At 58.4% G+C, this 22,015-nt stretch carries 20 protein-coding genes; 9 read left to right on the top strand and 11 right to left on the bottom strand.

The window, feature by feature from the left end; genetic code table 11:
* Positions 1-32: 32 nt before the first annotated feature.
* The 6 genes from rhaS to ABD815_RS01940 are packed head-to-tail and all read left to right on the top strand — an operon-like array spanning position 33 to position 6,229.
* Entirely contained in the window at positions 33-1,028 is a 996-nt protein-coding gene (gene rhaS / locus ABD815_RS01965; protein ID WP_344842738.1) for a rhamnose ABC transporter substrate-binding protein, read from the top strand.
* 54 nt (positions 1,029-1,082) lie between these two features.
* Positions 1,083-2,603, top strand: a complete 1,521-nt coding sequence (locus ABD815_RS01960) for a sugar ABC transporter ATP-binding protein (protein ID WP_344842735.1) — start codon at positions 1,083-1,085, stop codon at positions 2,601-2,603.
* The gene (locus ABD815_RS01955; RefSeq protein ID WP_344842732.1) at positions 2,600-3,580 is read left to right on the top strand and encodes an ABC transporter permease; all 981 of its coding nucleotides are present in this window, start codon (positions 2,600-2,602) and stop codon (positions 3,578-3,580) included. Before ABD815_RS01960 ends, ABD815_RS01955 begins: the two co-directional genes overlap by 4 nt.
* A complete protein-coding gene (locus ABD815_RS01950) occupies positions 3,577-4,560 on the top strand; it encodes an ABC transporter permease (RefSeq protein WP_344842729.1) in 984 nt (327 codons plus the stop codon). Before ABD815_RS01955 ends, ABD815_RS01950 begins: the two co-directional genes overlap by 4 nt.
* On the top strand, positions 4,560-4,874 hold the full coding sequence (gene rhaM / locus ABD815_RS01945; protein WP_344842726.1) for an L-rhamnose mutarotase: 315 nt from the start codon (positions 4,560-4,562) through the stop codon (positions 4,872-4,874). The genes ABD815_RS01950 and rhaM overlap by 1 nt, the downstream gene beginning before the upstream one ends.
* Positions 4,871-6,229 carry an FGGY-family carbohydrate kinase gene (locus ABD815_RS01940; protein ID WP_344842723.1) on the top strand — a complete coding sequence of 453 codons (1,359 nt, stop codon included), beginning with the start codon at positions 4,871-4,873 and terminating at the stop codon, positions 6,227-6,229. The genes rhaM and ABD815_RS01940 overlap by 4 nt, the downstream gene beginning before the upstream one ends.
* Positions 6,230-6,320: 91 nt before the next feature.
* Here the strand turns inward: ABD815_RS01940 and ABD815_RS01935 are convergent, their stop codons facing one another.
* Genes ABD815_RS01935 through ABD815_RS01925 form a run of 3 tightly spaced genes read right to left on the bottom strand, consistent with a single transcriptional unit; the run spans position 6,321 to position 9,876 of the window.
* Entirely contained in the window at positions 6,321-7,262 is a 942-nt protein-coding gene (locus ABD815_RS01935) for a substrate-binding domain-containing protein (RefSeq protein ID WP_344842720.1), read from the bottom strand.
* A gap of 55 nt (positions 7,263-7,317) precedes the next feature.
* Positions 7,318-8,325 carry an ABC transporter permease gene (locus ABD815_RS01930; RefSeq protein ID WP_344842718.1) on the bottom strand — a complete coding sequence of 336 codons (1,008 nt, stop codon included), beginning with the start codon at positions 8,323-8,325 and terminating at the stop codon, positions 7,318-7,320.
* A 30-nt stretch (positions 8,326-8,355) separates the two neighbouring features.
* Positions 8,356-9,876: a sugar ABC transporter ATP-binding protein gene (locus tag ABD815_RS01925; RefSeq protein WP_344842715.1), complete on the bottom strand. Its 1,521-nt coding sequence runs from the start codon at positions 9,874-9,876 to the stop codon at positions 8,356-8,358.
* 162 nt (positions 9,877-10,038) lie between these two features.
* On the opposite strand from ABD815_RS01925, the gene ABD815_RS01920 reads away from it, so the two are divergent.
* Positions 10,039-11,073 carry a LacI family DNA-binding transcriptional regulator gene (locus ABD815_RS01920; protein WP_344842712.1) on the top strand — a complete coding sequence of 345 codons (1,035 nt, stop codon included), beginning with the start codon at positions 10,039-10,041 and terminating at the stop codon, positions 11,071-11,073.
* Between the two features lie 84 nt (positions 11,074-11,157).
* On the opposite strand, the gene ABD815_RS01915 is transcribed toward ABD815_RS01920, so the two are convergent.
* The 7 genes from ABD815_RS01915 to ABD815_RS01885 all read right to left on the bottom strand — a co-directional run bounded on the left by ABD815_RS01915 (position 11,158) and on the right by ABD815_RS01885 (position 18,416).
* The gene (locus tag ABD815_RS01915; protein ID WP_344842710.1) at positions 11,158-12,777 is read right to left on the bottom strand and encodes a dihydroxyacetone kinase subunit DhaK; all 1,620 of its coding nucleotides are present in this window, start codon (positions 12,775-12,777) and stop codon (positions 11,158-11,160) included.
* A gap of 11 nt (positions 12,778-12,788) precedes the next feature.
* Positions 12,789-13,784, bottom strand: a complete 996-nt coding sequence (locus tag ABD815_RS01910) for an ABC transporter ATP-binding protein (protein WP_344842708.1) — start codon at positions 13,782-13,784, stop codon at positions 12,789-12,791.
* Positions 13,777-14,874, bottom strand: coding sequence for an ABC transporter ATP-binding protein (locus tag ABD815_RS01905; RefSeq protein ID WP_344842704.1), 1,098 nt, complete (start codon positions 14,872-14,874; stop codon positions 13,777-13,779). The genes ABD815_RS01910 and ABD815_RS01905 overlap by 8 nt, the downstream gene beginning before the upstream one ends.
* A gap of 4 nt (positions 14,875-14,878) precedes the next feature.
* The gene (locus ABD815_RS01900) at positions 14,879-15,067 is read right to left on the bottom strand and encodes a hypothetical protein (RefSeq protein ID WP_344842701.1); all 189 of its coding nucleotides are present in this window, start codon (positions 15,065-15,067) and stop codon (positions 14,879-14,881) included.
* The gene (locus ABD815_RS01895; protein ID WP_344842698.1) at positions 15,064-16,002 is read right to left on the bottom strand and encodes a carbohydrate ABC transporter permease; all 939 of its coding nucleotides are present in this window, start codon (positions 16,000-16,002) and stop codon (positions 15,064-15,066) included. The genes ABD815_RS01900 and ABD815_RS01895 overlap by 4 nt, the downstream gene beginning before the upstream one ends.
* The gene (locus ABD815_RS01890; RefSeq protein ID WP_344842696.1) at positions 15,999-16,946 is read right to left on the bottom strand and encodes a carbohydrate ABC transporter permease; all 948 of its coding nucleotides are present in this window, start codon (positions 16,944-16,946) and stop codon (positions 15,999-16,001) included. The genes ABD815_RS01895 and ABD815_RS01890 overlap by 4 nt, the downstream gene beginning before the upstream one ends.
* A gap of 147 nt (positions 16,947-17,093) precedes the next feature.
* Positions 17,094-18,416 (bottom strand): ABC transporter substrate-binding protein, encoded by a 1,323-nt coding sequence (locus ABD815_RS01885; RefSeq protein WP_344842693.1) that lies wholly within the window; start codon positions 18,414-18,416, stop codon positions 17,094-17,096.
* A 203-nt stretch (positions 18,417-18,619) separates the two neighbouring features.
* Here ABD815_RS01885 and ABD815_RS01880 point away from each other — a divergent pair, with 203 nt between their 5' ends.
* Positions 18,620-19,660: a LacI family DNA-binding transcriptional regulator gene (locus tag ABD815_RS01880; protein WP_344842690.1), complete on the top strand. Its 1,041-nt coding sequence runs from the start codon at positions 18,620-18,622 to the stop codon at positions 19,658-19,660.
* 59 nt (positions 19,661-19,719) lie between these two features.
* Here ABD815_RS01880 and ABD815_RS01875 read toward each other — a convergent pair whose 3' ends face one another.
* Complete coding sequence (locus tag ABD815_RS01875) at positions 19,720-20,589, bottom strand: helix-turn-helix domain-containing protein (RefSeq protein WP_344842688.1); 870 nt, start codon at positions 20,587-20,589, stop codon at positions 19,720-19,722.
* A gap of 190 nt (positions 20,590-20,779) precedes the next feature.
* Between ABD815_RS01875 and ABD815_RS01870 the strand changes: the two genes are divergently transcribed.
* On the top strand, positions 20,780-21,997 hold the full coding sequence (locus ABD815_RS01870) for an amino acid ABC transporter substrate-binding protein (RefSeq protein WP_344842686.1): 1,218 nt from the start codon (positions 20,780-20,782) through the stop codon (positions 21,995-21,997).
* Positions 21,998-22,015: the final 18 nt, after the last annotated feature.

Here is a 22,015-nt window from a genome sequence, read left to right as displayed (position 1 = left end):
TCGGAAAATCGCATCAACTCAGGGAGGAGATCATGCGAGCTATTAACAAGATTCTGACGTCCGTCGCAATCGTTGCAGGGCTGACAGGAACGGCCGCAAGCGCACAGGACGATATGCGCATTGCACTCGTGGTAAAGGCTCTTGGTATCGGCTTCTTTGAAGCTGCCGCAAAGGGCGCTGAAGAAGCAGCTGGCGAACTCGGCAATGTAGAAATCATCTACACCGGACCGACGGACACCACCGCGGAAGGGCAAATCGAGGTCATCAACGCATTGATCGCTCAGGGCGTGGATGCCATTGCCATTTCGGCCAACGATCCCGATGCCGTGGTGCCAGCGCTGAAAAAGGCCATGGACCGCGGTATTTCCGTGATCTCATGGGACTCCGGTGTTGCCCCCGAAGGTCGGCAGGTGCACCTTAACCCGTCGTCCAACGCCCTCATCGGCAATATGATCATCAAACTCGCGGCGGACAATCTGCCCGATGGCGGTCAGGTCGCCGTGCTGTCCGCATCCGCGACCGCCACGAACCAGAACATCTGGATCGACGAGATGAACAAGGTCATGGGCAACTACCCGGGCATTGAAGTCGTCGGGACTGTCTACGGGGACGACCTCGCGGATAAATCCTATCGTGAAGCACAGGGCCTCATGCAGGCCTACCCCGATCTCGACGCGATCATCGCGCCGACATCGGTGGGCATTGTGGCGGCCGCTCAGGCTGTTCAGGATGCCGGTAAGATCGGCGAAATCAACGTCACCGGTCTGGGGTTGCCGTCCGAAATGGCGGGCGCCATCGAAAGTGGGTCCTCGAAGTCCTTTGCCATCTGGAACCCGATAGACCTGGGCTACTCGGCGGCGATGATCGCGCATGCACTTGCGTCTGATGCCGCAACTGCAGAGCCAGGTGCGGAGATTTCCATCGGCCGCATGGGCACGATCACGCTCGACGATACGAACTCTGCCGCGATGGCCGATCCGTTCGTCTACGACGCCTCGAATATCGACCAGTTCAAGTCGATCTTCTAAGGCACCGACCATCCGGCGCGGGCAATCGCGCCGGATGCCCCCACTTTTTACCCCATGAGGCCTACCGTGACTGACGTGTCGCCGATCCTTACGCTTGACCAGATCACCAAAACATTCCCCGGTGTGCGCGCGCTCAGCGAGGTTTCTCTGGCGCTCTATCCGGGTCAGGTCACCGCCCTTGTGGGCGAAAACGGCGCGGGCAAATCGACCATGGTGAAGGTCCTCACCGGCATTTACCAACCCGATGGCGGCCAAATCTCCGTCGATGGGTCGCCGACACATTTTTCCAGCGCGCAGGACGCCACCGCCGCAGGCATCACAGCCATCCATCAGGAAACCGTGCTGTTCGATGAACTCACCGTGGCCGAAAACATATTCCTCGGGCATGCGCCAAAGACGCGTCTCGGACTCGTGGACTGGAAAGCCATGCGGGCGCGCGCCATGGAGGTCCTCGAAGGGATAGGCGCGAAAATCGTCCCCGACGCCAAACTCAAAGACCTCGGCATCGCGAGCAAACACCTCGTCGGTATTGCCCGCGCCCTCTCCATCGACGCCCGCGTGGTGATCATGGATGAACCTACGGCGGCCCTCAGCCAGACAGAAATTCACGAACTCTACACGCTCGTCGAAACGCTAAAGGCGCAGGGCAAAGCGATCCTGTTCATCTCGCACAAGTTCGACGAGATCTTCCGCATTTGCGACCGCTACACCGTGCTGCGCGACGGGCAGCCCGTCGGCGACGGTATGATCGAAGACGTCAGCAGCGCCGAGTTGGTGAAAATGATGGTCGGTCGCGACGTCGACCACATCTTCCCCGAACGCGACCACAACGTCGGTGCAGAAGTGCTGAAAGTCGTGGGTTACGACCATCCAACCGAATTCGCCGACATTGGCTTTGACCTGCATGCCGGTGAAATACTCGGGTTTTACGGGCTCGTCGGTGCGGGTAGGTCCGAGTTTATGCAGGCGCTGTTTGGCATCACAAAGCCATCCAAAGGTGTTGTGCGACTGGACGGGAAAATCAAGGTCATCCGCTCGCCCGTGGACGCGATCACCGCAGGGATTGTCTATGTTCCCGAAGATCGCGGCAAACAGGGCGCCATCGGAGAGATGGCGATTTTTCAAAACGTCACGCTCCCGTCGCTCTCCCAGACATCCCGTTCAGGATTTACCCGCATGGCCGAAGAATTCACGCTGGCGCGCGAGTACACCCGTCGTCTCGATTTGCGCGCGGCCTCGCTCGACACCAATGTCGGGACCCTGTCGGGCGGGAACCAGCAAAAGGTGGTCATCGCTAAATGGCTGGCCACCAAACCCCGCGTCATCATTCTCGACGAACCGACAAAGGGCGTTGATATCGGCTCCAAAGCGTCGGTGCATGCCTTCATGGCCGAACTCGCTGCCCAAGGGTTGGCCGTCATCATGGTGTCCTCGGAAATCCCCGAAATCCTCGGCATGTCGGATCGGGTAATCGTGATGCGCGAAGGCCGGATCGCCGCCGAATTGTCAGGCACCGATCTCACACCCGAAACATTGGTCCGCCACGCGGCCGGCATCAGCGAGGTCGCGGCATGACACGGCTCATCACTTCACGCGAGGCGCTTTTGTTCTTCGCAATCGCCGCTCTTCTGGCCCTCGTCGCGTTTCGTTTTCCCGGTTTTGTCGCGCCCTCCAACCTTGCGGGGGTGTTCAACGACACGGCTCCGTTGATCATATTGGCGACAGGTCAGATGATCGTCATTCTCACCCGCTGTATCGACCTTTCGGTTGCCGCAAACCTCGCCCTTACAGGGATGGTGGCCGCTATGCTCAACGTGGCAGCGCCCGGATTGCCAATCTCGGTGATTTTATGTGTGACGGTAGCTTTGGGTGCGCTTCTGGGCATGTTCAACGGCATTCTGGTCTGGAAACTGCAAATCCCGCCAATCGTCGTCACCTTGGGAACCATGACGATTTTCCGTGGCACGGTCTTTCTGCTTTCGGGCGGCAAATGGGTCAACAGCCATGAAATGTCGCCCGCGTTCAAAGCCTTCCCCCGCGCAGAAATCCTCGGGCTTCCTATGCTCAGCTGGATCGCCATACTCGTTGTGATAACGTTCACAATCGTGATGACACGCACCACCTTGGGGCGCCAGTTTTATGCCGTGGGCAACAACCCGCATGCAGCGACCTATGCGGGCATTAATGTGGGCAAATCGCAATTTATCGCCTTCACGATCTCGGGCGCTTTGGCGGGCATCACCGGCTACCTCTGGGTGTCGCGCTATGCTGTCTCCTACGTCGATATCGCCGGCGGGTTCGAATTGGACGTCGTGGCGGCCTGCGTCATTGGCGGCGTATCCATCGCGGGCGGCGTTGGCACGGTTGGGGGCGCGTTGCTCGGGGCCCTGTTCCTCGGGGTGATCAAGAACGCGCTGCCGGTCGTCAATATCTCGCCGTTCTGGCAATTGGCGATTTCGGGCGCGGCAATCATCATCGCCGTCGCATTGAATGCCCAGGCTGGCCGCACGAAAGGCCGCGTGATCCTCAAACGCGCGGAGCAATCAACATGAGCATATCAGACCGCCACCTCCCCGACCGCCTGCAGAGCCCATGGGCGCGACGCTTCAAAAGCTGGGAAAGCCTCCTCTTGGCTGTCGCCATCGCGATCTTCATCGTCAACAGTTTCGCCTCGCCCTACTTCCTGAACGCGTGGAACCTGTCGGACGCCACATTCAACTTCACCGAAAAGGCGATGATTGCCTTTGCCATGGCGCTCCTGATCATTTCCGGCGAAATCGACCTGTCGGTTGCCTCGATTATCGCGCTTGCTTCTACGGCGATGGGCGCGGCCGTTCAAATCGGTATCGACACACCGGGACTGATCGCGATCGGACTGGCAACCGGGCTGATCTGTGGCGCCTTCAACGGCATACTGGTCACGGGCATGGGCCTGCCTTCAATCGTGGTCACAATCGGCACCATGTCGCTGTTCCGGGGCATCTCCTACATTGTTCTGGGCGATCAGGCCTATCGTGGCTACCCAAGCGATTTCAGCTTTTTCGGGCAAGGATATGTGTTCTGGGTCATTTCGTTCGAATTCGTCCTCTTCGCCATTATCGCCGTAATCTACGCCATCCTGCTACACAAAACGAATTTCGGGCGCGCGGTTTTTGCTATCGGGAACAACGCCACCGTCGCGCTGTTTTCGGGCATCCGTGTCGGGCGGGTGAAGTTCATCCTGTTTCTGCTAACCGGCCTGATGTCGGGTGTCGCGGCCATTTGCCTGACTTCGCGCCTTGGTTCCACGCGTCCCTCGATTGCGGTTGGCTGGGAACTCGAAATCGTCACCATGGTCGTCCTCGGCGGGATCAATATTCTGGGCGGATCAGGTTCGATCCCCGGCGTCGTGATTGCGGCCTTTGTGATGGGGCTCGTGACCTTTGGACTTGGTTTGCTGAACGTTCCCGGTATCGTGATGTCCATCGTCATCGGCGCGCTTTTGATCGGCGTCATCGCCCTGCCCCGTCTATGGGCAATGTGGAGACAGTAATGCAGAAATACGCGTTCAAAATGCACCTCAATCCCGGTGCAGAAGACGAATACCAAAAACGCCATAACGCCATTTGGCCCGACCTCGCAGAACTTCTCAAAGACGCAGGTGTGTCGGATTACTCGATCCATCTGGACCGCGAGACCAGCACCCTGTTTGCCGTTTTGTGGCGCGAAGACGAGCACCGTATGGACAGCCTCGCGTCTCACCCCGTGATGCGCAAATGGTGGGATCACATGGCAGACATCATGGTTACGCGCGCGGATAACGAACCTGTGGCAACGCCGCTTGAAACCGTTTTTCACATGCCATGAAACATGTCGCCGTTATCGACATTGGCAAAACCAATGCAAAGCTCGCACTCGTCGATCTGGAAACGCTGGACGAGGTTGCGGTACTCACCCGCCCGAATATCCCGCTCGAAGATCCTTACCCGCATTTCGACGTGGATGGGCATTGGGCGTTTCTGCTTCGTGGTCTGAAGGATTTTCATCGCGATCACGGCGTGGATGGCATTTCGATCACGACGCATGGGGCATGTGGCGTCCTGCTCGACAAAGACGGCGGGCTTGCCACACCCGTGCTCGACTACGAACACACAGGACCGGACGAACTATCGGCTGAATATGACGCGCTCAGACCGGATTTTGCCCAGACCGGATCGCCACGCTTGCAGCACGGGCTGAACCTTGGGGCTCAAATCCACTGGCTCCTTGAAACCCAGTCCGGACTTCGCGACCGTCTCGCCACTCTGGTCACCTACCCGCAGTATTGGGGCGTGCGACTGACCGGCGTTGCTGCCTGCGATGTGTCGTCTCTGGGATGCCACACGGATCTGTGGAACCCGTACCAAGGTACATTCTCACCGCTTGTCGAACGCCTCGGCCTCTCTGGCAAAATCGCACCGGCGCGCGCCGCCTCTGACATCCTCGGGACCATTCTGCCCGAGATTGCCGCGCAAACGGGGCTTGCGCCTGACACGCCCGTGGCCTGCGGCATTCATGACTCAAACGCCTCTCTCCTGCCCCACATCCTCGGGCGCAAAGCGCCGTTTTCGGTGGTCTCGACCGGCACATGGGTCATTGCCATGGGCATAGGGGTGAACGCCGATCTCGACCCTGCGCGAGATACGCTCGTCAATGTCGCGGCGACCGGCGCACCTGTGCCCTCTGCGCGGTTCATGGGCGGGCGGGCATTTGACCTTTTGGCGGGAAAGGCACCGCCGATCCCATCGGACAGCGAGATCGCGGAAATCCTGACGCAGAAAACCATGCTTCTACCATCAGTGCCCGAGGACTCCGGACCCTTTGCGGGACGCAGAGCGGGTTGGCTAGGACAAGAACCCGAAAGCGGTACCGGTGCGCGCACTGCCGCGCTGTCATTCTATCTCGCCTTGATGACGGCGACCTGTCTGAGGCTGATAGGCCATATGGGTCCGGTGATTGTCGAGGGACCGTTTTCGCGCAACCGCGCCTGTCTCGACATGCTGTCCGTCGCTACAAATGCACCGGTGATTGCGGCAGGTGGCGCGACAGGAACGGCACAGGGCGCGGCCCTGTTGCTCGCGCCGGAACGCGCCGGTCAGGCCGATCCGACCCTGCCGGAAGTGGTCAAGAATGCCCGCATGTCAGCCTACGCAAATGCGTGGTTTGACGCGGTCGCCACATGACCTGTGACCCTAACCGGCTTACCCTGACTGCCCTTGCCACATGAAAACGGGGAAGCAACCGCCCCCCCGTCTTCGTTGATTTGTCAGCCCCTTAGAACGGGCTGTCGGGGAAGTAGTAATGCTCCGCGTTTTCAGGCGTCACCAGCGTCGCGTCGATTGTGTAGACACCCGCCGTCGGCACGTTGTCATAGAGCGCGGCAGCCGTCATTTCGAGCGCGGTCCCAACCATTGCAGGCGGATAGAGCACATCAACGGGTATCATCGGATCACCATCCATCACGCGTTTGATCATGTCTTTCGATCCCGCACCACCAACGACGTATTGGATGTCGTCGCGCTGCGCCTGTTCGATGGCTTGCAACACGCCCACGGACATATCGTCGTCCTGACACCAAACCACGTCGATGTGGTCATATTTGGTCAGGTAATCCTGCATGACCTTAAAGGCGTCGTCGCGGTTCCAGTTGCCGAACTGACGGTCGAGAACTTCGATATCCGAACCGGCAATACCGGCGTCGAAACCGTCCTGGCGTTCCTGATCGATCGGGATCGGCATGCCGCGAATAACCACGACCTTCGCGTCGGGATTGCGCCCTGCGATGTATTTGCCGGCGACTTCGCCGAGTGCGTAGTTGTTGCCAGCCACATAGAGGTCGCGCACAGAGGTGTCGTTATTGGATGGAGCGCGGTCAACAAGCGCGACAAAGATGCCTTTGTTTTTCACTTCCTTGATCGCGTTCACCAGCGGATCAGGGTTGGTCGGCAAAATCACCAACGCGTCGATACCCTGAATTTCGAGGTCTTGCAGAGCATTGGCCTGCGAACCGGGATCGGGTGATGTTTTGACGATCACATCGAGACCGGGATGGGACGCTTCGAGTTTTTCAGCGATCCGGTTGGCGTGGTAGACAACCCCTGCCGTCCAACCGTGGTCGGCCGCAGGAATGGACACACCGATCTTCATATCCTGGGCAAAGGCAGAGCCGACAAACGCGACCGAGCTTAGCGCAATGGCGAGAATGGTTTTCTTCATAGTTTCCTCCCTAAGTCGGACGCGCGTTTACCGGCCGGCGTCCATTTCGGCCCCCTTATGCCTTTCGTGACAGTGACCTCTGCACGAGCATGGCAATGATGATGATCGTGCCTTGGATGGCCCCGATCAGATATTCGGAAATAAAGTTCGACAAGAGCATGATGTTGCCCACCAGCTCGAGGATGAACGCCCCGCAAATCGTGCCCCAGACACGCCCTGCGCCGCCCTTCAACGCTGTGCCCCCGACAACCACCGCAGTGATCGCCTGAAGCTCCCACATCATGCCCGTCGTCGCGGTTGTCGACCCCAGACGCGGAACATAGAGAATAACGGCTATTGCGACGCAGACCCCTTGGATGATGAAAGCCATCATCCGCACACGGTCCACTTTGATGCCCGAATAGCGCGCTACATCGCGACTGGATCCGACGGCAACAACATGGCGCCCGAAACGGGTCCGATACATCAACACGGCGGCGACAACAGTCACAGCGATGATGATCCAAATCGGAATGGGCAGGCCCAGAAAGCGCCCGAAATAGACAGGGCGATAGATGTCCTGCTGCTCCATGGAACCCAAGGTGATCGCACCGCCCTGACTGAGCCATGTCGTCAAACCCCGGTAAATCCCCATAGTTCCCAGCGTGACGATAAACGGCTCGATACGGCCCCAAGTGGTCACAGCACCGTTGAGAAACCCGCAGGCTGCCCCCAGAACGGTCGCCAATACCATCGCCGCGAGGATCATGAGCAACGGGTTTTCAAACAGACCGGTGTTCATGAACAGGATCATGACAGAGGCCACAAAGGCGACCATGGAGCCGACCGACAGGTCGAGATCGCCCGATGAGATCACAAAGGTTGCCCCGACCGCGATAATCGCAATAAACGCCGAGCGTGTCGCCACATTGCCGAGGTTCGTCAGGCTGATGAAATTCGGGTTCACCATCGCCCCGACAAACAGCAATAGAACCAATGCGATGAATGGGGCGACCGCGCGCATGTCGACCGATTGCATGCGTGATTTTGCAGTCACCTGCCCTGTTCCACCTGTCTCGCTCACCTTCGCAACTCCCTCGTCTTGTTCGTTTTTCTAGCCGGCTTTGCGCAGGCCCGCGGCCGCTCGCATGATCTGGCTTTCGTTGACGTCGTCCCCTTCGAGAATATCGGCAAGCTGGCCTTCCCGCATGACGGCGACGCGCGCGCACATTCCGATGATCTCGGGCATTTCGGATGACACAACGATCACCGAATGCCCCTCGCTCGCCAGAACCGCGATGAATTCGTAAATTTGCTGTTTCGTGCCCACGTCAATCCCGCGCGTCGGCTCGTCGATAATGACAATCTTGGGCTCGGTTTCCATGATTTTGGCCAACAACAGTTTTTGCTGATTGCCACCTGACATCCGCCCCGCCGTCACACGTGGATCGCGCACGCGGATGTCAAACCGCCGCCGCGCACGATCCAATGCGCGTGCCTCGCTGGACGGGGACAGCAACCCGTGTCGGGCATGCAGGTTCAAAGATTGCAGCGTGAGGTTCGGCGTCATGGCTTCGCCTAGAAGGAGGCCTTTGCCTTTGCGGTCTTTGGTCAGATAAGCCAGCCCCATAGCCGCGGCGGTTTCCATCCGCTCACCGGGGAGCGCCACGCCATTCACCGACACGCGGCCTGCGACCCGCGGGCGAAGCCCGATGATCGCCTCCATCAACTCCGAGCGACCGGAGCCGACGAGACCGGAAAACCCGAGTATCTCACCACGCCGCAGATCAAAGGAGACATCGCGCACAAATCCCGTCGACAGGCCCGAGACCGATAGAACCACGGGCGCATCCACATCCGGCTCGCGCTTGATCGGATACAGGCTCGATAGCTCGCGACCGACCATCAACTGCGCGATCATCTCGCTGTCGAGGTTCGCCGTGGCTTCGGTTTTCACCCACTGGCCATCGCGCAGAACCGTTACCCGATCCGTCAACTCCATGACTTCGTCAAGCTTGTGGGACACAAAGACAAAACTGGTGCCCTGTTCGCGCAACTTGCGGACCTGCGAAAACAGTCGCCCGACTTCTTCTTGGGATAGCACCGCTGTTGGCTCGTCCATGAAGATGACGCGCGCCTTGCGGCTGATAGCCTTGGCGATCTCGACCATTTGTTTGTCGGCGATGCTGAGATCGGAGATGAGCGCGTTTTCATTGATCGTCGCGCCGAGCTCGTCGAGAGCGGTGCGCGTCAACATCCGCATCTGTGCCCTGTCCAACATGCCAAAACGGGTGATCTCGCGCCCCAAAAACAGGCTCTCGCTCACCGTCAGATGTTCGGCGAGGTTCAATTCCTGATGGATCAACGCAATGCCAAGCGTTTCGGCGGTGCCATCAGGCGGCAGAACCGTCGGCTTTCCATCCAGAAACAACTCGCCCGACGTCGGCGCGTCATAGCCGGACAGTATCCGCACCAAGGTGGATTTCCCGGCCCCGTTCTCCCCCATCAGAGCATGGATTTCGCCTGCATGAATATCGAAATCTATGCTGAATAGGACCGGCACATCCGAGAAGGATTTAGAAATCCTGCGCGCGGAAAGAACCACGGGTTGAACATTCTCGACTGTGTTTGACATTGCCCCTCCCAAGAGCTCCCCAACTCCGGTGACGTGAATCGGTAAACCTTTTCATGATTCATGTAAAGGTTTACATAGAGGCACGGTGCTATGGCGTGCCTGCCTTAGTTCTGGCATTAACGTACAAATTTTGGATCCGGTGAAGCCAGGGGGAAAGCCAGTTTGGCGCCGAAAAATCAGGCCACTATCGAGGATGTTGCACGCATCGCGGGGGTATCGATCGCCACCGTCAGCCGCGCGGTGCATTCCCCAGAACGCGTGGCCAAAACGACGCGCCAAAAGGTCAACCAAGCGATCCTTGTGACCGGCTATACGACCAACGCCATGGCCCGCAGTTTGCGCATGGGACGATCGAACATCATTCTCGTGCTGGCCCCTGATATCGGTGATCCGAATTTCTCCTCCACCTTAATCGGGATCGAAACCGAGGCCCGCGCACGCAACCATGCGATCCTCATCGGGCACACTCAAAATGACCCCCAACGCGCCATCGACTACCTGCGCTACACCACCTCGCACAAAGCGGCCGGCCTCGTTCTATTTACCGGTCGACTGCCCTTGAGTGATGCGGTCTCAGCCATGCCACTTCCGCCTACGATTGCCGTTTTCGAACCCGTTCAGGACGCCGCCTACCCCTATGTCGGGGTCGACGACATCGCCGGTGGACGCAAAGCGACCGAACACCTGCTCGCCGCAGGCCATCGCAAGATTGCTTTCGTCGGCGACACTCAAATGCGTGCTGCCTTCCGCCGACGGCGCGCGGGATTTGACCTCGCCATGGACGCCGCACGGGTGGATCAGGACAACAGACTTATCGTGGAAGGTGACGGCAGCATCGAAAGCGGGCGCCATGCGGTGGAGCTATTGTTCATGCGCGACACCCTCCCCACGGCTTTCATGTGCGTGAATGACACCACTGCCATCGGCGTGATGAACGCGCTGGCCGCGCGCGGCTACAACGTGCCACTGGATTTCTCGGTGACAGGGTTCGATGACGTGCCACAGGCGACCTATATCTCCCCTGCCCTCACCACCATTCGCCAGCCCCGCTCTATCATTGGCAAAACGGCCATCGAACGATTGATGGCGCTGATTGAGGCGGACCACCCTGCCACCGAGACCCCGAAAGAAGACCTGATTTCACCAGATCTGGTTCTGCGCGGCTCCGTCACGACCCCGCGACAAACGCCGATTTAGAGATCGGCATCGCGCACCGTTTGTCATCTTGGACCTGTCAGGGCCCCTGAGGACCCTGCCTCAATTCTCAGGCGAACCGCCAACCTATCGTGCGAGATGCTCAAACAACCGCGCCACGGCCTCCGCACCCGGGTCGACATGGCCGTTCAGTTGATCGGGGTTGATGTAGCTCGCCCGCCCTGCCTTTGCCGTCGTAATAGTGGCCGTATAATTGGCCCCTTCTCGCGCAGCCTTCGCCGCCTGAGCCAGCCCGCTCGGTAGAGCATTGAGCGCGGGGAGGAGAGCATCCACCATGGTTCTGTCTCCCGGGTTGGCTCCACCAACCTGACGCAGCCGGTTCAGCCCGATTTGAAGGGCTTCAGGCATAGGTTTACCCGACGACGATGCATCCCCTGCTGCGGCAAAGAAAATCGCGAGCAAGACACCGGACGAGCCGCCCATGGTCTGGCTCAGCTCCAACCCAATGGCGCGGTAAAGTTGCGTGTGATCCGCGAGAGGCAATGTGTCCATTGCGCCAACAAGCGCGCGGGCAGCGGTCGCCAGTGTCGAACCGGTATCGCCGTCGCCAGACTTTGCATCAAGGGCATTCAGATCCGCCTCTGCCGCAATCAAAACCTCACAACACGACGTCAGAAATGCCCGTGTGGGCTCATGGCTGGACGCGGGTGCTCGAACGGGTGACAGCCCATCGGGCAAGGGCAGAATGACCGACGGCGCAATCGAATGACAACCGGGCCAGCCCGGGCACGCAACCGATTGGGCCAGCAGAGTTGTATCGTCCTGTGTCAATTCAAGCACCGAGACAGAGAACCCGTGCATATCAAGCGCCGTCATCATCGCGTCCGGCCCGATGATAAGTTGAATTCTGTCGCCGATAACCGAGCCCAGCAATTCAATTGTCAGGATCGACATTTCGAGCACCGAGGCCCCGCCCAGATTGTTGATCAACACCGCGTGCGGGGCATCCGACATCGTCGCCGCCAGCTTTTCTGCGACCTTCACCACCGCCCCTCTGGCGCCGTTTGAGACGACCTGTTCGACACCCGCCTCGCCGTGGATGCCGAGCCCGAGCTCTGCCATACCTTGGGGTATCCGGTCTTCCTTTACCGATCCGGGAACGGTGCAGGTATCTAGCGACATGCCGATGCTGCGACTGTTGGCAATGACGCGCGTCGCGGCACGGGTGCAGTCGTCAAGTGACGCGCCGTTTTCGGCCATCGCTCCGGCAATTTTATGTACGAACAACGTGCCGGCCAACCCGCGGGCTTGGGGGAGGTCAGGCAGAGCCACGTCATCATCGACAATCACCATATTGACCTTATGACCGAATGCGCGGGCCCGCTCTGCCGCGAGACCAAAATTCAACCGGTCACCGGTATAGTTTTTGACGATCAACAAACACCCCGCCGGCCCCGTCACCGCCAAAATCCCTGCCAAAACCGCGTCCGCCGAAGGCGAGGCAAAGACATCGCCACAGACCGCAGCCGTCAACATTCCCTTCCCGACAAACCCTGCGTGGGCCGGTTCATGACCTGACCCGCCACCGGACACGAGCGCAACTTTGGATTTGTCCCAATCCGAGCGCACCACAACCCGTATATGGGGATAGCCATCAAGTCGGGCCAACGCACCGCCAGATGCGGCAATCGTGCCTTCGATGGCCTCTGTGACGATGTCTTCTTTTTGGTTGATGAACTGCTTCATGGTCTTCCCCCTTAACCCACGCGCGCGCCAGTGGCGTCGAAATAGTACGGTTTTTCGGGGCGAATTCTCACGATATCGCCCTCTGTGAGAGTGGTATGTGCATCTGTGACCGTGACGAGGTCGTGATCCCTGAACACAAGATGCAAACGGGTCTGGTCCCCCAGGTGTTCGACGCGTTGCACCATGCTCTCCTCCCCTTCGCCCTGCACGATATGTTCGGGACGCAGCCCGATCGTTGTGGCTCCGGTCGGTCCGTGGCCAAAGATATCCGCAGGCAACACATTGATGCGCGGCAGGCCCAGTCGGCTGGCCGCATAAACGCTGACCGGATTTTCATAGATTTCGCGGGGGGTGCCGAATTGCACCAACCTGCCCTGATCGAGTACGCCCACATGTGTGGCCATGGTCATCGCCTCGATCTGATCGTGGGTCACGTATAGCAATGTCGCCCCGGAGTGGGCCTGAATGCTCTTTAGCTCCACACGCAAATCCGATCGCAGCTTTGCATCCAGAGAGCTCAGCGGTTCGTCCATCAGATAGACTGACGGATTGCGCACCAGCGCCCGCCCAATGGACACCCGCTGCATCTCGCCCCCCGACAGGGCCGTGGCTTTGTTGTCGAGCTTGTGGCTGATCTGCAGAACTTCGGCCACTTCGCCAACCTTTTTGGCGATCGCGGCATCCGGCGTGCGCAGCACGGGCGATTTCAAAGGAAATTCGAGATTCTGGCGCACTGTGAGGTGCGGGTAGAGAGAATACTGTTGAAACACCATCGCCACATCGCGTTGCGCAGGCGTCAGTCCGGACATGTCGCGCCCGCCGATCGAGATCTGCCCCGCGTCAGGGGTGTCGAGACCGGAAACCATACGCAAAACCGTGGTTTTACCGGCACCGGTGGGCCCAAGCAAAACAACGAAAGACCCATCGGGAACCGTCATGGTGACATCCGACAATGCAACATCGCTCCCGAAGGATTTCGACACACCGCTCAGGGATACTTCAGCCATGTGCCAGCACTCCTTCGTTGTTTTGGCTTTTCAATGCGCGCCCGTTCGCGGCGTCGAAAATCGTGACCGTGCGCGCATCGAAACGCAGTCCGGTCCGCGTGCCGACGCTGACATTCACCGATGAAGGCACCCGCGCCTTCACGGCGCCATTAGGCGTGTCGAGCGTCACAATCTGCGTCGTGCCCAGATACTCGGTCGCGGCGATTTCCCCGCGGTAGTCAGCGCTGTCGTCGAGGTGGACGTGTTCGGGGCGCACCCCGAATGTCAGTTCCCCGTTCCGGCCCTCCAGCTGGCGCGGGATTTCGAAATTGGACCCCGCAAACGACACATCGGTTTCACCAATTCCAACCATCCCGTGGAAATCGAGAAAGTTCATGGGCGGCGAGCCGATGAATTCAGCCACGAATTTGGTCGCGGGCCAGTCGTAAATGTCCTGTGGAACGCCGAACTGTTCGACGACGCCGTGGTTCATCACCACGATTTTGTCGCCCATCTGCATGGCCTCTAGTTGATCATGGGTCACATAGACGGTTGTCGCATTCATCCGATCATGAAGGGCGCGCAATTCTTCGGCCATGTGTTCGCGAAACTCCGCGTCGAGTGCTCCGAGGGGTTCGTCCATAAAGAACGCCTTGGGATCGCGCACGATAGCGCGACCCAAAGCGACCCTTTGGCGATCGCCCCCCGACAGCCCCCCGACGGGGCGATCTAGGATATCGGAAATACCGAGGATTTCGGCGATCTCGGCGACCTTCTTTTTGACCTGGGCCTTGGGCATGCCTTGGCTGATCAACGGGTAGCTGATGTTTTTGCGGATATTCATGTGCGGATAGAGCGCGAACATCTGAAACACGAAGGCGATGTCGCGTTGGCTGGCGGGTTTTTGACCGACTTCTTCACCGTCGATGTAGATCAGCCCCGATGTCGGCAGTTCCAACCCCGCCATCATCCGCAGGGTCGTGGTTTTTCCACACCCCGACGGCCCTAGAAGCATGAAGAACTCACCATCCTCAATGGTGAATGTCGAAGACTTCACCGCATTGAACGATCCAAAATCCTTGCGCACATTTTCAATTCGGATTTGTGCCATGTGCTTACTCCGGAAAGTGGCTGACGATGATGAACATCACCGTGCCAACAAGGGTGACAATGAAGGAGTAGGTGTAGAGGCCCAAGGCAAAGGGTTGCATCAGCATCACCACGCCAACCGCAATCAGGATGGAGGCCAGCATCTCCCACGCACCACGGCGCAATCTCAGCAATCCTCGAATGAAATCTGTCATTTGCGTACCGCTCCGAATGTGATGCCGCGCAATAGGTGTTTGCGCAGAAGGACTGTGAACACCATGACGGGGACGAGGAATATCGTGGCCCCTGCCGCAACGGCGGGCCAGTCTTTGCCATTCACGCCGATGATATTGGGGATGAATGGCGGTGCGGTCTGCGCCGTGCCCGAGGTCAGAAGAACCGCAAAGGCGTATTCATTCCACGCAAAGATCAGACAGAAGATCGCCGTCGATGCGATCCCCGTGGCCGCCTGTGGCAAGACCACTTTGTAAAAGGCCTGAAACCGCGTGTAGCCATCGATGAGAGCCGCCTCTTCGTATTCAATCGGAATTTCATCGATGAACCCTTTGAGAAGCCAGACCGACAAAGACAGGTTCACGGCCGTATAAAGGAGGATCATGCCGATATGCGTATCGTTCAAACCCAATTGGCGGAACATCAGGAAAATCGGGATGGCCACCGCAATCGGCGGCATCATCCGCGTCGACAGGATAAAGAACAGCAAATCATCCTTGAGAGGCACGCGGAACCGGCTGAACGCATAGGCCGCAGCGGTCCCCAAAACCATGCACAATGCGGTAGACCCGAACCCGATGATAACGGAGTTCATGAACCGCTCGCCATAGCGTGAGGGCCCCGAGATGACCGTGCCGCGCCCGCGCGCAATCTTGTCATACCACGTGGTCGGCTCACCCGCCTCCTCCAGCATCTGTTCGGTTGCGCGGGTGCGATCGGTGAAGAGGTTCACATAGCCCTCCAGCGTCGGCTCGAACACAACGACAGGCGGATAGGCGATTGAATCCGTGGGGGATTTGAACCCTGTTGCGATAATCCACAACAATGGGATCAAGGTGATGACGGCATAGCCGATGACCAGAATACCCGCGAACCATTTGGTGCCCTTTGAGGGCTCTGTGACGGCGAAACTCATCTCTCTTTTACCTTGTTGAGGGCTTTGACATAGATCGACGCGAGACCGAAGACGGTGACAAACAGGATCACGGCGTAGGCCGATGAATAGCCGGTTCGCCATTTCTCAAACGCTTCCCGTTTCAGGTCGATCGAGGTGAGAGTTGTGGTATTGCCCGGACCACCGCCCGTGAGCTGGACCACGAGGTCGAACATCTTGAAATTCTCGATGCCCCGAAAGAGAACTGCGAGCATCAGGAAGGGCAGCGCCATCGGCAGTGTGAGTGTCCAGAACTGGCGCCATTTACTCGCCCGGTCACATTCCGCGGCTTCGTAGATACTGTCGGGAATGGATCTTAGCCCTGCGAGACAGATCAGCATCACAAAGGGTGTCCACATCCAAGTATCGGCAATGATGATGGCCCAAGGCGCGAGATGAACGTCGCCAATCATCGAAAAACTTGCCGGATCCGCGCCGGTAAAAAAGCCGACCACGTAATTGAAAAGCCCGATCTGTGGTTGGTAGAGGAAGGTCCAGAAATTGCCGACGACGGCAGGCGACAACATCATCGGAAAGACGATGATGGTCGTCCACAGATCGTTACCCTTGAACTTTTTGTTGATCAGGAAAGCGAGCGCGAAACCGATCAGAACCTGCAAAACGATGGTCCAGATCAGGAAATGTGCGGTCGCCTGCATCGTGTTCCAGATGTCTGGGTCCGTGAGGATGCGTTGGTAGTTGCGCAGCCCCACCCACTCCACGTCGTTGTTGGGACGGTTGACCCGAAAATTCGTGAAGCTAAGCCGGATTGTCCAGATCAGCGGGAAAATGTTGACCGCCAAGAGTAGGAAAATCGTGGGCGCTACGAAGATCCACGCGATGGCGCGATCCGAAAGCCCCCGAATGCGACGCGCAACCCCATTTGGCGTCATGCGCACAGCCGTTTCGATTGCATTGTTTGACATTGCGGTGGTCCCTTGCGGCTCAGGCGCAAACGCCTGCGGTCTCTCGACGTAAAATGGCTTTGGCTAAATGGGTCCCCGGCCAGATACAGCCGACCAGGGACCAGGAGTCTGCCACCCCTATTGCGGGGCGCCAGACAGGGAGATGGCTTAGATTTTGCCTTCGTCCTCAAAGACTTCGACCCAATCGCGTACAAGACCGTCGAGCGCTTCCTTGGCTGTGCCTTCGCCCGCAACCACGTAGTTATGCATGCGCTCCTGCATCGCGATCAGCAGATCGGCATAGGCAGGTTCGGCCCAGAAATCTTTGACGATTGCCATGCTGTCGAGGAAGGTCTGCGCATAGGGCTGGCTGGTCGCGAACCCCGGATCTTCGACGACCGCTTTAAGTGCGGAATATCCGCCCAACTCCCACCACTTGGATTGGACTTCTGGCTGCGCAAACCATTGGATATATTCCAGTGCCGCATCCTGGTGATCGGAATAGGAAACCACGGAAATGCCCTGCCCTCCGAGCTGCGCATATTGTCCGGCGGGTCCGGCAGGGTTGGGGAAATATCCCGACTTGCCGCCACCGACATTCTCATCCGCTTCAACACCCGGCCAGATGAACGCAAAGTTCATTTGCATGGCGACCTGACCGGAACGATAGGCGTCAATGTTCTCACCCATGTACCAGTTTGAAGAGCCCGGAGGCGTGCCAACATCATAGAGCGCTTTGTAGTATTCCAATCCGGCAACAGCCCCGTCAGAGTTCACAAACCCGTCGATATCATATGGCTGCTCGGGGTTTTCATATTGGAACCCGTAGTTATAGAGAGCGTTGGTGACGCCCATTGTGATGCCCTCTGACCCGCGCTCTGTGTAGATCGCAGCGCCGTAAACCGTGGTCCCGTCGATATCGCGACCCTGAAAGAACTCAGCGATATCTTTGAGCTCTTCGAGCGAGGCCGGTACACCCAATTCGCGACCATAGGTGTCCATGAATTCGGTTTTGAGTTCGGGCCGCTCGAACCAGTCCTTGCGATAGGTCCACCCCACCACATCGCCAAAGGCCGGAAGTGCGTAGTAGTTCGGCGTGTTTTTGGGCCACTCGGCATAGCCTGTCACAGTCGCGGGAATGAAATCATCCATGCTTATGCCATTGGCATCAAAGAAGTCGTTCAACTTCACATAGTGGCCGTTTTCCGCACCGCCTCCGATCCACTGGCTGTCCCCGATCATCAAATCACAAAGCTGACCACCTGAGTTCAATTCGTTCAACATGCGGTCCGCGAAACTGGTCCACGGCACAAACTCGAAACTCATATTGTGGCCGGACTGCGCTTCGAAATCCTTGCTCAATTCGATCAGCGCATTCGCCGGATCCCAAGCAGCCCAGCACAAAGTCAGGTCATCTGCAGATGCGGCGGTGGAAAATCCGCCGGCGAAAATCGCGCCCGCGGCAGCGGTCATCATCAGTTTGGTGTTCATTTTTAATCCTCCCATGGATCCCAATATACGCGACCCCTTCGCCGCGCCCCTCTCGTACAATCTTTGATATTGAGGCACGTGTCTCAAAACAAGGTTTTTCTGAGACACGTGCCTCAATTTTTGCTATGGACGGTAGCACTAGCCTGAAAAAAGTGCTTAAACACGCTACACACATGACTGAAATATAAGAAGAAATATAAAGAATGCCGTCCTCGAACCCGACACTGCGACCCACAACAAAAGATCTTGCCAAAGCGGCCGGCGTCAGCCGCGCAACTGTTGATCGCGTGCTCAATGGTCGCGAAGGCGTGAAGCAAAAAACCGTGGATCGGGTCAATAAAGCGATCAAGGATTTGGGATTCGTCCGCAATCTTCAGGCCGCAAATCTCGCTAAATCGAAGAACTATCGATTTGTCTTTGCCCTGCCCAATTCCGGCGACCAGTTTCTGGAGCGTATCGTCGCGCGCATTCAGGAAGCCCAGACGATATTTGCCGCCGACCATGTCTGGTGCGACGTGGAACACATCAATGAAAATGACCCCCACAGCATCTCCGCATTCCTGACCTCTCTGGACAAATCAGACGTCACAGGGGTGGCCATCATGTCGCCGGAAACCCCACAGGTGCGCGACGCCATTACGCGGCTCCAAGAACGCGGCATCGCCGCTTTGCCGTTCATTTCGAACCAGACCATGATGGACGCGGATTGGGTCGGTATCGACAACCGCGCCGCAGGGGCCACGGCGTCCCTACTACTGGGCCAATTCGTCGGACAAAGGACCGGCTCTGTCATGGTGATTGCCGAAAGCATGCAATCGCGTGACAGCCTCGAACGGCGGCTCGGGTTTGACGGCATCATGAACGACAGCTTTCCAAACCTGCGCGCCCTCCCCTCGCTCGAAACATATGGCAACGAAGATCGCGCACGCGAAATTATCGCCGCAACCCTTCGAAACAACAAAGACATCGTCGGAATCTACGTCATGGCATCCGAGGCGCGCGCGCCCCTCAGCGTCGTTCAAGAGCTGGATGTGTCACCCTCGATTGTGAAAATCGCGCACGAAATGACCCCCTACACAGAGGAAGCCCTGCGAACACGCACGCTCGACGGTGTAATCGCACAGAACCCCGGCCACCTCGTGCGCAGCGCCATTCGTCGCCTGAAAGGTATCGTAGATGATCGCGATACGCTCGGGTCGCAGGAAAGCATTCGCATCGAAATCCACCTGCGCACCAACATTTGAGCTATGAGGACCGGCTGCCAGCGCATCAACAAAGGGCTGGACGCCATAATCGCATCAAATTATGGCCACGCCGCAAAGGACTGTGCCTGCGCGTCCTCTTTCTTGCGATAGGATTTCCGGTAAGCCCCGGGATTTTGCCCCGTTTCGCGTTTGAAAAACCGCGTGAAATAAGCCGGATCGACAAAGCCGAGACGAAACGCCACCTGAGACACGGGCATACCGGTGTTCGCGAGGAGTTCCATTGCGTCGCGTATCAATAGGCGGTGCAAATAGGCCTGTGGCGACAAACCGGTTGCGCGCTTTACCGCAGACCCGAGGCGGTCGCGACTGACCTTGAGGTCGCGGGCGTAATCCTCGACGGGGCGATTTTCGCGGGCCCGTTGCGCCGCCATCAAAATGAAACGCTCCGACAACCCCTGCGGCGCACCACCGAGGTTCACGAGGTCTTTGCGCGCGAGACGCCACAGTTGGAGGAGGAGCAGGCTGAGGTAGTTCGATGTCGCGATATCGGCGCCGGCCTCCCCGGAATTTCGTTCACGGGCGAACCCGTTCAGGATTTCGGCCGCAGACCCCGACGCCTCGGCCGCCAGATCGAGGTCCTGTGACAACGTTCTTTGCATCTGCTCACCGATCAAGGACGTCGGCAGCGCCTGCATCAGCGAAACTTCCGGAATTGACAGTAACATGCCCCGCGCGCCGACCTCTGCAATCAATTCGCGCCCAGCGCCGTTGGCCCACCAAAAGAACCGCGGCCCGCTGCGTTCGGGTTCCGGCCCATTAGCGTTCGGCCGGATGTGGACAGACCCGTGCTCGAGCCACAGGAGATGCGCCGCGCCCTCGGGCAAGGCGAACGCAATGCGCGACAACGGGCTTCTGATCTGATGCAGCCCCAATGTGGGGCGGCGCATCCGGGCGGTGCGATGGGACATGGGCATAATGGGTCCAAACTGGTCGCCTGCGGTCGCAAAATCAATTAAAAATACAAAAAATGGCCGCAAGAGTGCATTTATTCTGGTGACCGTCGGGATGTACCCTATCTTTCAGTTTCGTTGATCCGCGCAAGACGGGCCGATGAGACGACAACAGGCCGACTTTGGAGCGGCCGAAAGGGAGGAACTCATGATAGGTATTTCGCGGCGCGCAGGTCTGCGCGCGGTTTCCGTTGGCATTGCCTCGGCGCTGGCCCTCACGGCCGGTGTCGCCATGGCGCAGGCTGACACTGTAAAGATCGGTTATGCTGTGGCACGGACCGGTCCGAATGCAACCGGTGCGGGGATCACAACGATCCCCAACTATGAACTCTGGGTCGATACCGTGAACAAAGCCGGTGGCCTCAAGATGCCCGACGGATCACAGATGATGATCGAGGTTGTCGAATACGACAACCGGTCAGCAAACGAAGATCTGGTGCGCGCAATCGAGCGCCTTGCCTCACAGGATGAAGTCGATCTGATCCTTCCGCCATGGGGAACCGGCGGGAACCTCGCGATCGCGCCCCTGATGGCTAAGTTCGGCTACCCGCAACTCGCCGTGACTGCGGTCACGGACAAAGCGGCGGAATTTGCCGCACGTTGGGACCGGAGCTTCTGGATGCTCGGCGGCGGTCATGACTATGCCACCGGTCTGGTCGACGTTCTTTCAAAGGCACATGACGCGGGAGTGATCAACAATCAGGTCGCCGTGGTTTCTGTCGCGGACGGTTTTGGCATCGATTTGATCAACGGCGCGCGCCCTGCTTTCGAAGAGGCGGGTTTCGAGCTCGTCTACGACAAATCCTATCCGCTGGGCACATCCGATTTCGCCGCCATCATGAGCGAAGCCCAAGGGTCCGGAGCCGACAGCTTTGTCGCCTTCTCTTACCCGCCGGGATCGTTTGGCATGACCAAGACCGCGCAGTCGATGAACTACAACCCGAAGGTGTTCTACATCTCCGTGGGCGGCGCATTCCCGATTTTCCCGGGCGTGGCCGATGGTAAGGCCGAAGGGGTCATGGCTATTGGCGGCGTGGATGCCGAAAACCCGGCAATTCAGGACTATTTCGCCCGCCATACCGAGTTTGTCGGGAACCCGCCCGACAGCTGGGCCTCGGCAATCACCTATGCCTCGCTCGAAATGCTCGCGCAGGCGGTTGAACGTGTCGGTCTCGATCACGCGGCACTGGCCAAAGAACTCTCCGACGGGACTTTCCAGACCGTCGTCGGTGAGATCAAGCTGGAGGACAACCAATTGCGTGACCTCTGGTGGGTCGGCCAATGGCAGGGCGGTGCGTTCCGCGCTGTGAACCCGTCCGACAAAGCAGGCGCATCCGATCCGGTGATCCCAAAACCGGAGTGGTAAACCCTCATCGCCCGCGCG

Origin of the sequence: Celeribacter arenosi (assembly GCF_039539485.1) — a bacterium.
In the GTDB taxonomy this organism is placed as follows: domain Bacteria; phylum Pseudomonadota; class Alphaproteobacteria; order Rhodobacterales; family Rhodobacteraceae; genus Celeribacter; species Celeribacter arenosi.
This window is presented reverse-complemented; position numbering and strand designations above follow the sequence as displayed.

Bases quoted from the DNA above. Each gene is read 5' to 3' on its own strand.
- rhaS (WP_344842738.1), top strand. From the start codon at position 33: ATGCGAGCTATTAACAAGATTCTGACGTCCGTCGCAATCGTTGCAGGG.
- ABD815_RS01960 (WP_344842735.1), top strand. From the start codon at position 1,083: ATGAGGCCTACCGTGACTGACGTGTCGCCGATCCTTACGCTTGACCAG.
- rhaM (WP_344842726.1), top strand. From the start codon at position 4,560: ATGCAGAAATACGCGTTCAAAATGCACCTCAATCCCGGTGCAGAAGAC.
- ABD815_RS01950 (WP_344842729.1), top strand. From the start codon at position 3,577: ATGAGCATATCAGACCGCCACCTCCCCGACCGCCTGCAGAGCCCATGG.
- ABD815_RS01870 (WP_344842686.1), top strand. From the start codon at position 20,780: ATGATAGGTATTTCGCGGCGCGCAGGTCTGCGCGCGGTTTCCGTTGGC.
- ABD815_RS01890 (WP_344842696.1), bottom strand. From the start codon at position 16,946: ATGTCAAACAATGCAATCGAAACGGCTGTGCGCATGACGCCAAATGGG.
- ABD815_RS01880 (WP_344842690.1), top strand. From the start codon at position 18,620: ATGCCGTCCTCGAACCCGACACTGCGACCCACAACAAAAGATCTTGCC.
- ABD815_RS01915 (WP_344842710.1), bottom strand. From the start codon at position 12,777: ATGAAGCAGTTCATCAACCAAAAAGAAGACATCGTCACAGAGGCCATC.
- ABD815_RS01895 (WP_344842698.1), bottom strand. From the start codon at position 16,002: ATGAGTTTCGCCGTCACAGAGCCCTCAAAGGGCACCAAATGGTTCGCG.
- ABD815_RS01875 (WP_344842688.1), bottom strand. From the start codon at position 20,589: ATGTCCCATCGCACCGCCCGGATGCGCCGCCCCACATTGGGGCTGCAT.
- ABD815_RS01905 (WP_344842704.1), bottom strand. From the start codon at position 14,874: ATGGCACAAATCCGAATTGAAAATGTGCGCAAGGATTTTGGATCGTTC.
- ABD815_RS01885 (WP_344842693.1), bottom strand. From the start codon at position 18,416: ATGAACACCAAACTGATGATGACCGCTGCCGCGGGCGCGATTTTCGCC.
- ABD815_RS01935 (WP_344842720.1), bottom strand. From the start codon at position 7,262: ATGAAGAAAACCATTCTCGCCATTGCGCTAAGCTCGGTCGCGTTTGTC.
- ABD815_RS01910 (WP_344842708.1), bottom strand. From the start codon at position 13,784: ATGGCTGAAGTATCCCTGAGCGGTGTGTCGAAATCCTTCGGGAGCGAT.
- ABD815_RS01940 (WP_344842723.1), top strand. From the start codon at position 4,871: ATGAAACATGTCGCCGTTATCGACATTGGCAAAACCAATGCAAAGCTC.
- ABD815_RS01925 (WP_344842715.1), bottom strand. From the start codon at position 9,876: ATGTCAAACACAGTCGAGAATGTTCAACCCGTGGTTCTTTCCGCGCGC.
- ABD815_RS01900 (WP_344842701.1), bottom strand. From the start codon at position 15,067: ATGACAGATTTCATTCGAGGATTGCTGAGATTGCGCCGTGGTGCGTGG.
- ABD815_RS01955 (WP_344842732.1), top strand. From the start codon at position 2,600: ATGACACGGCTCATCACTTCACGCGAGGCGCTTTTGTTCTTCGCAATC.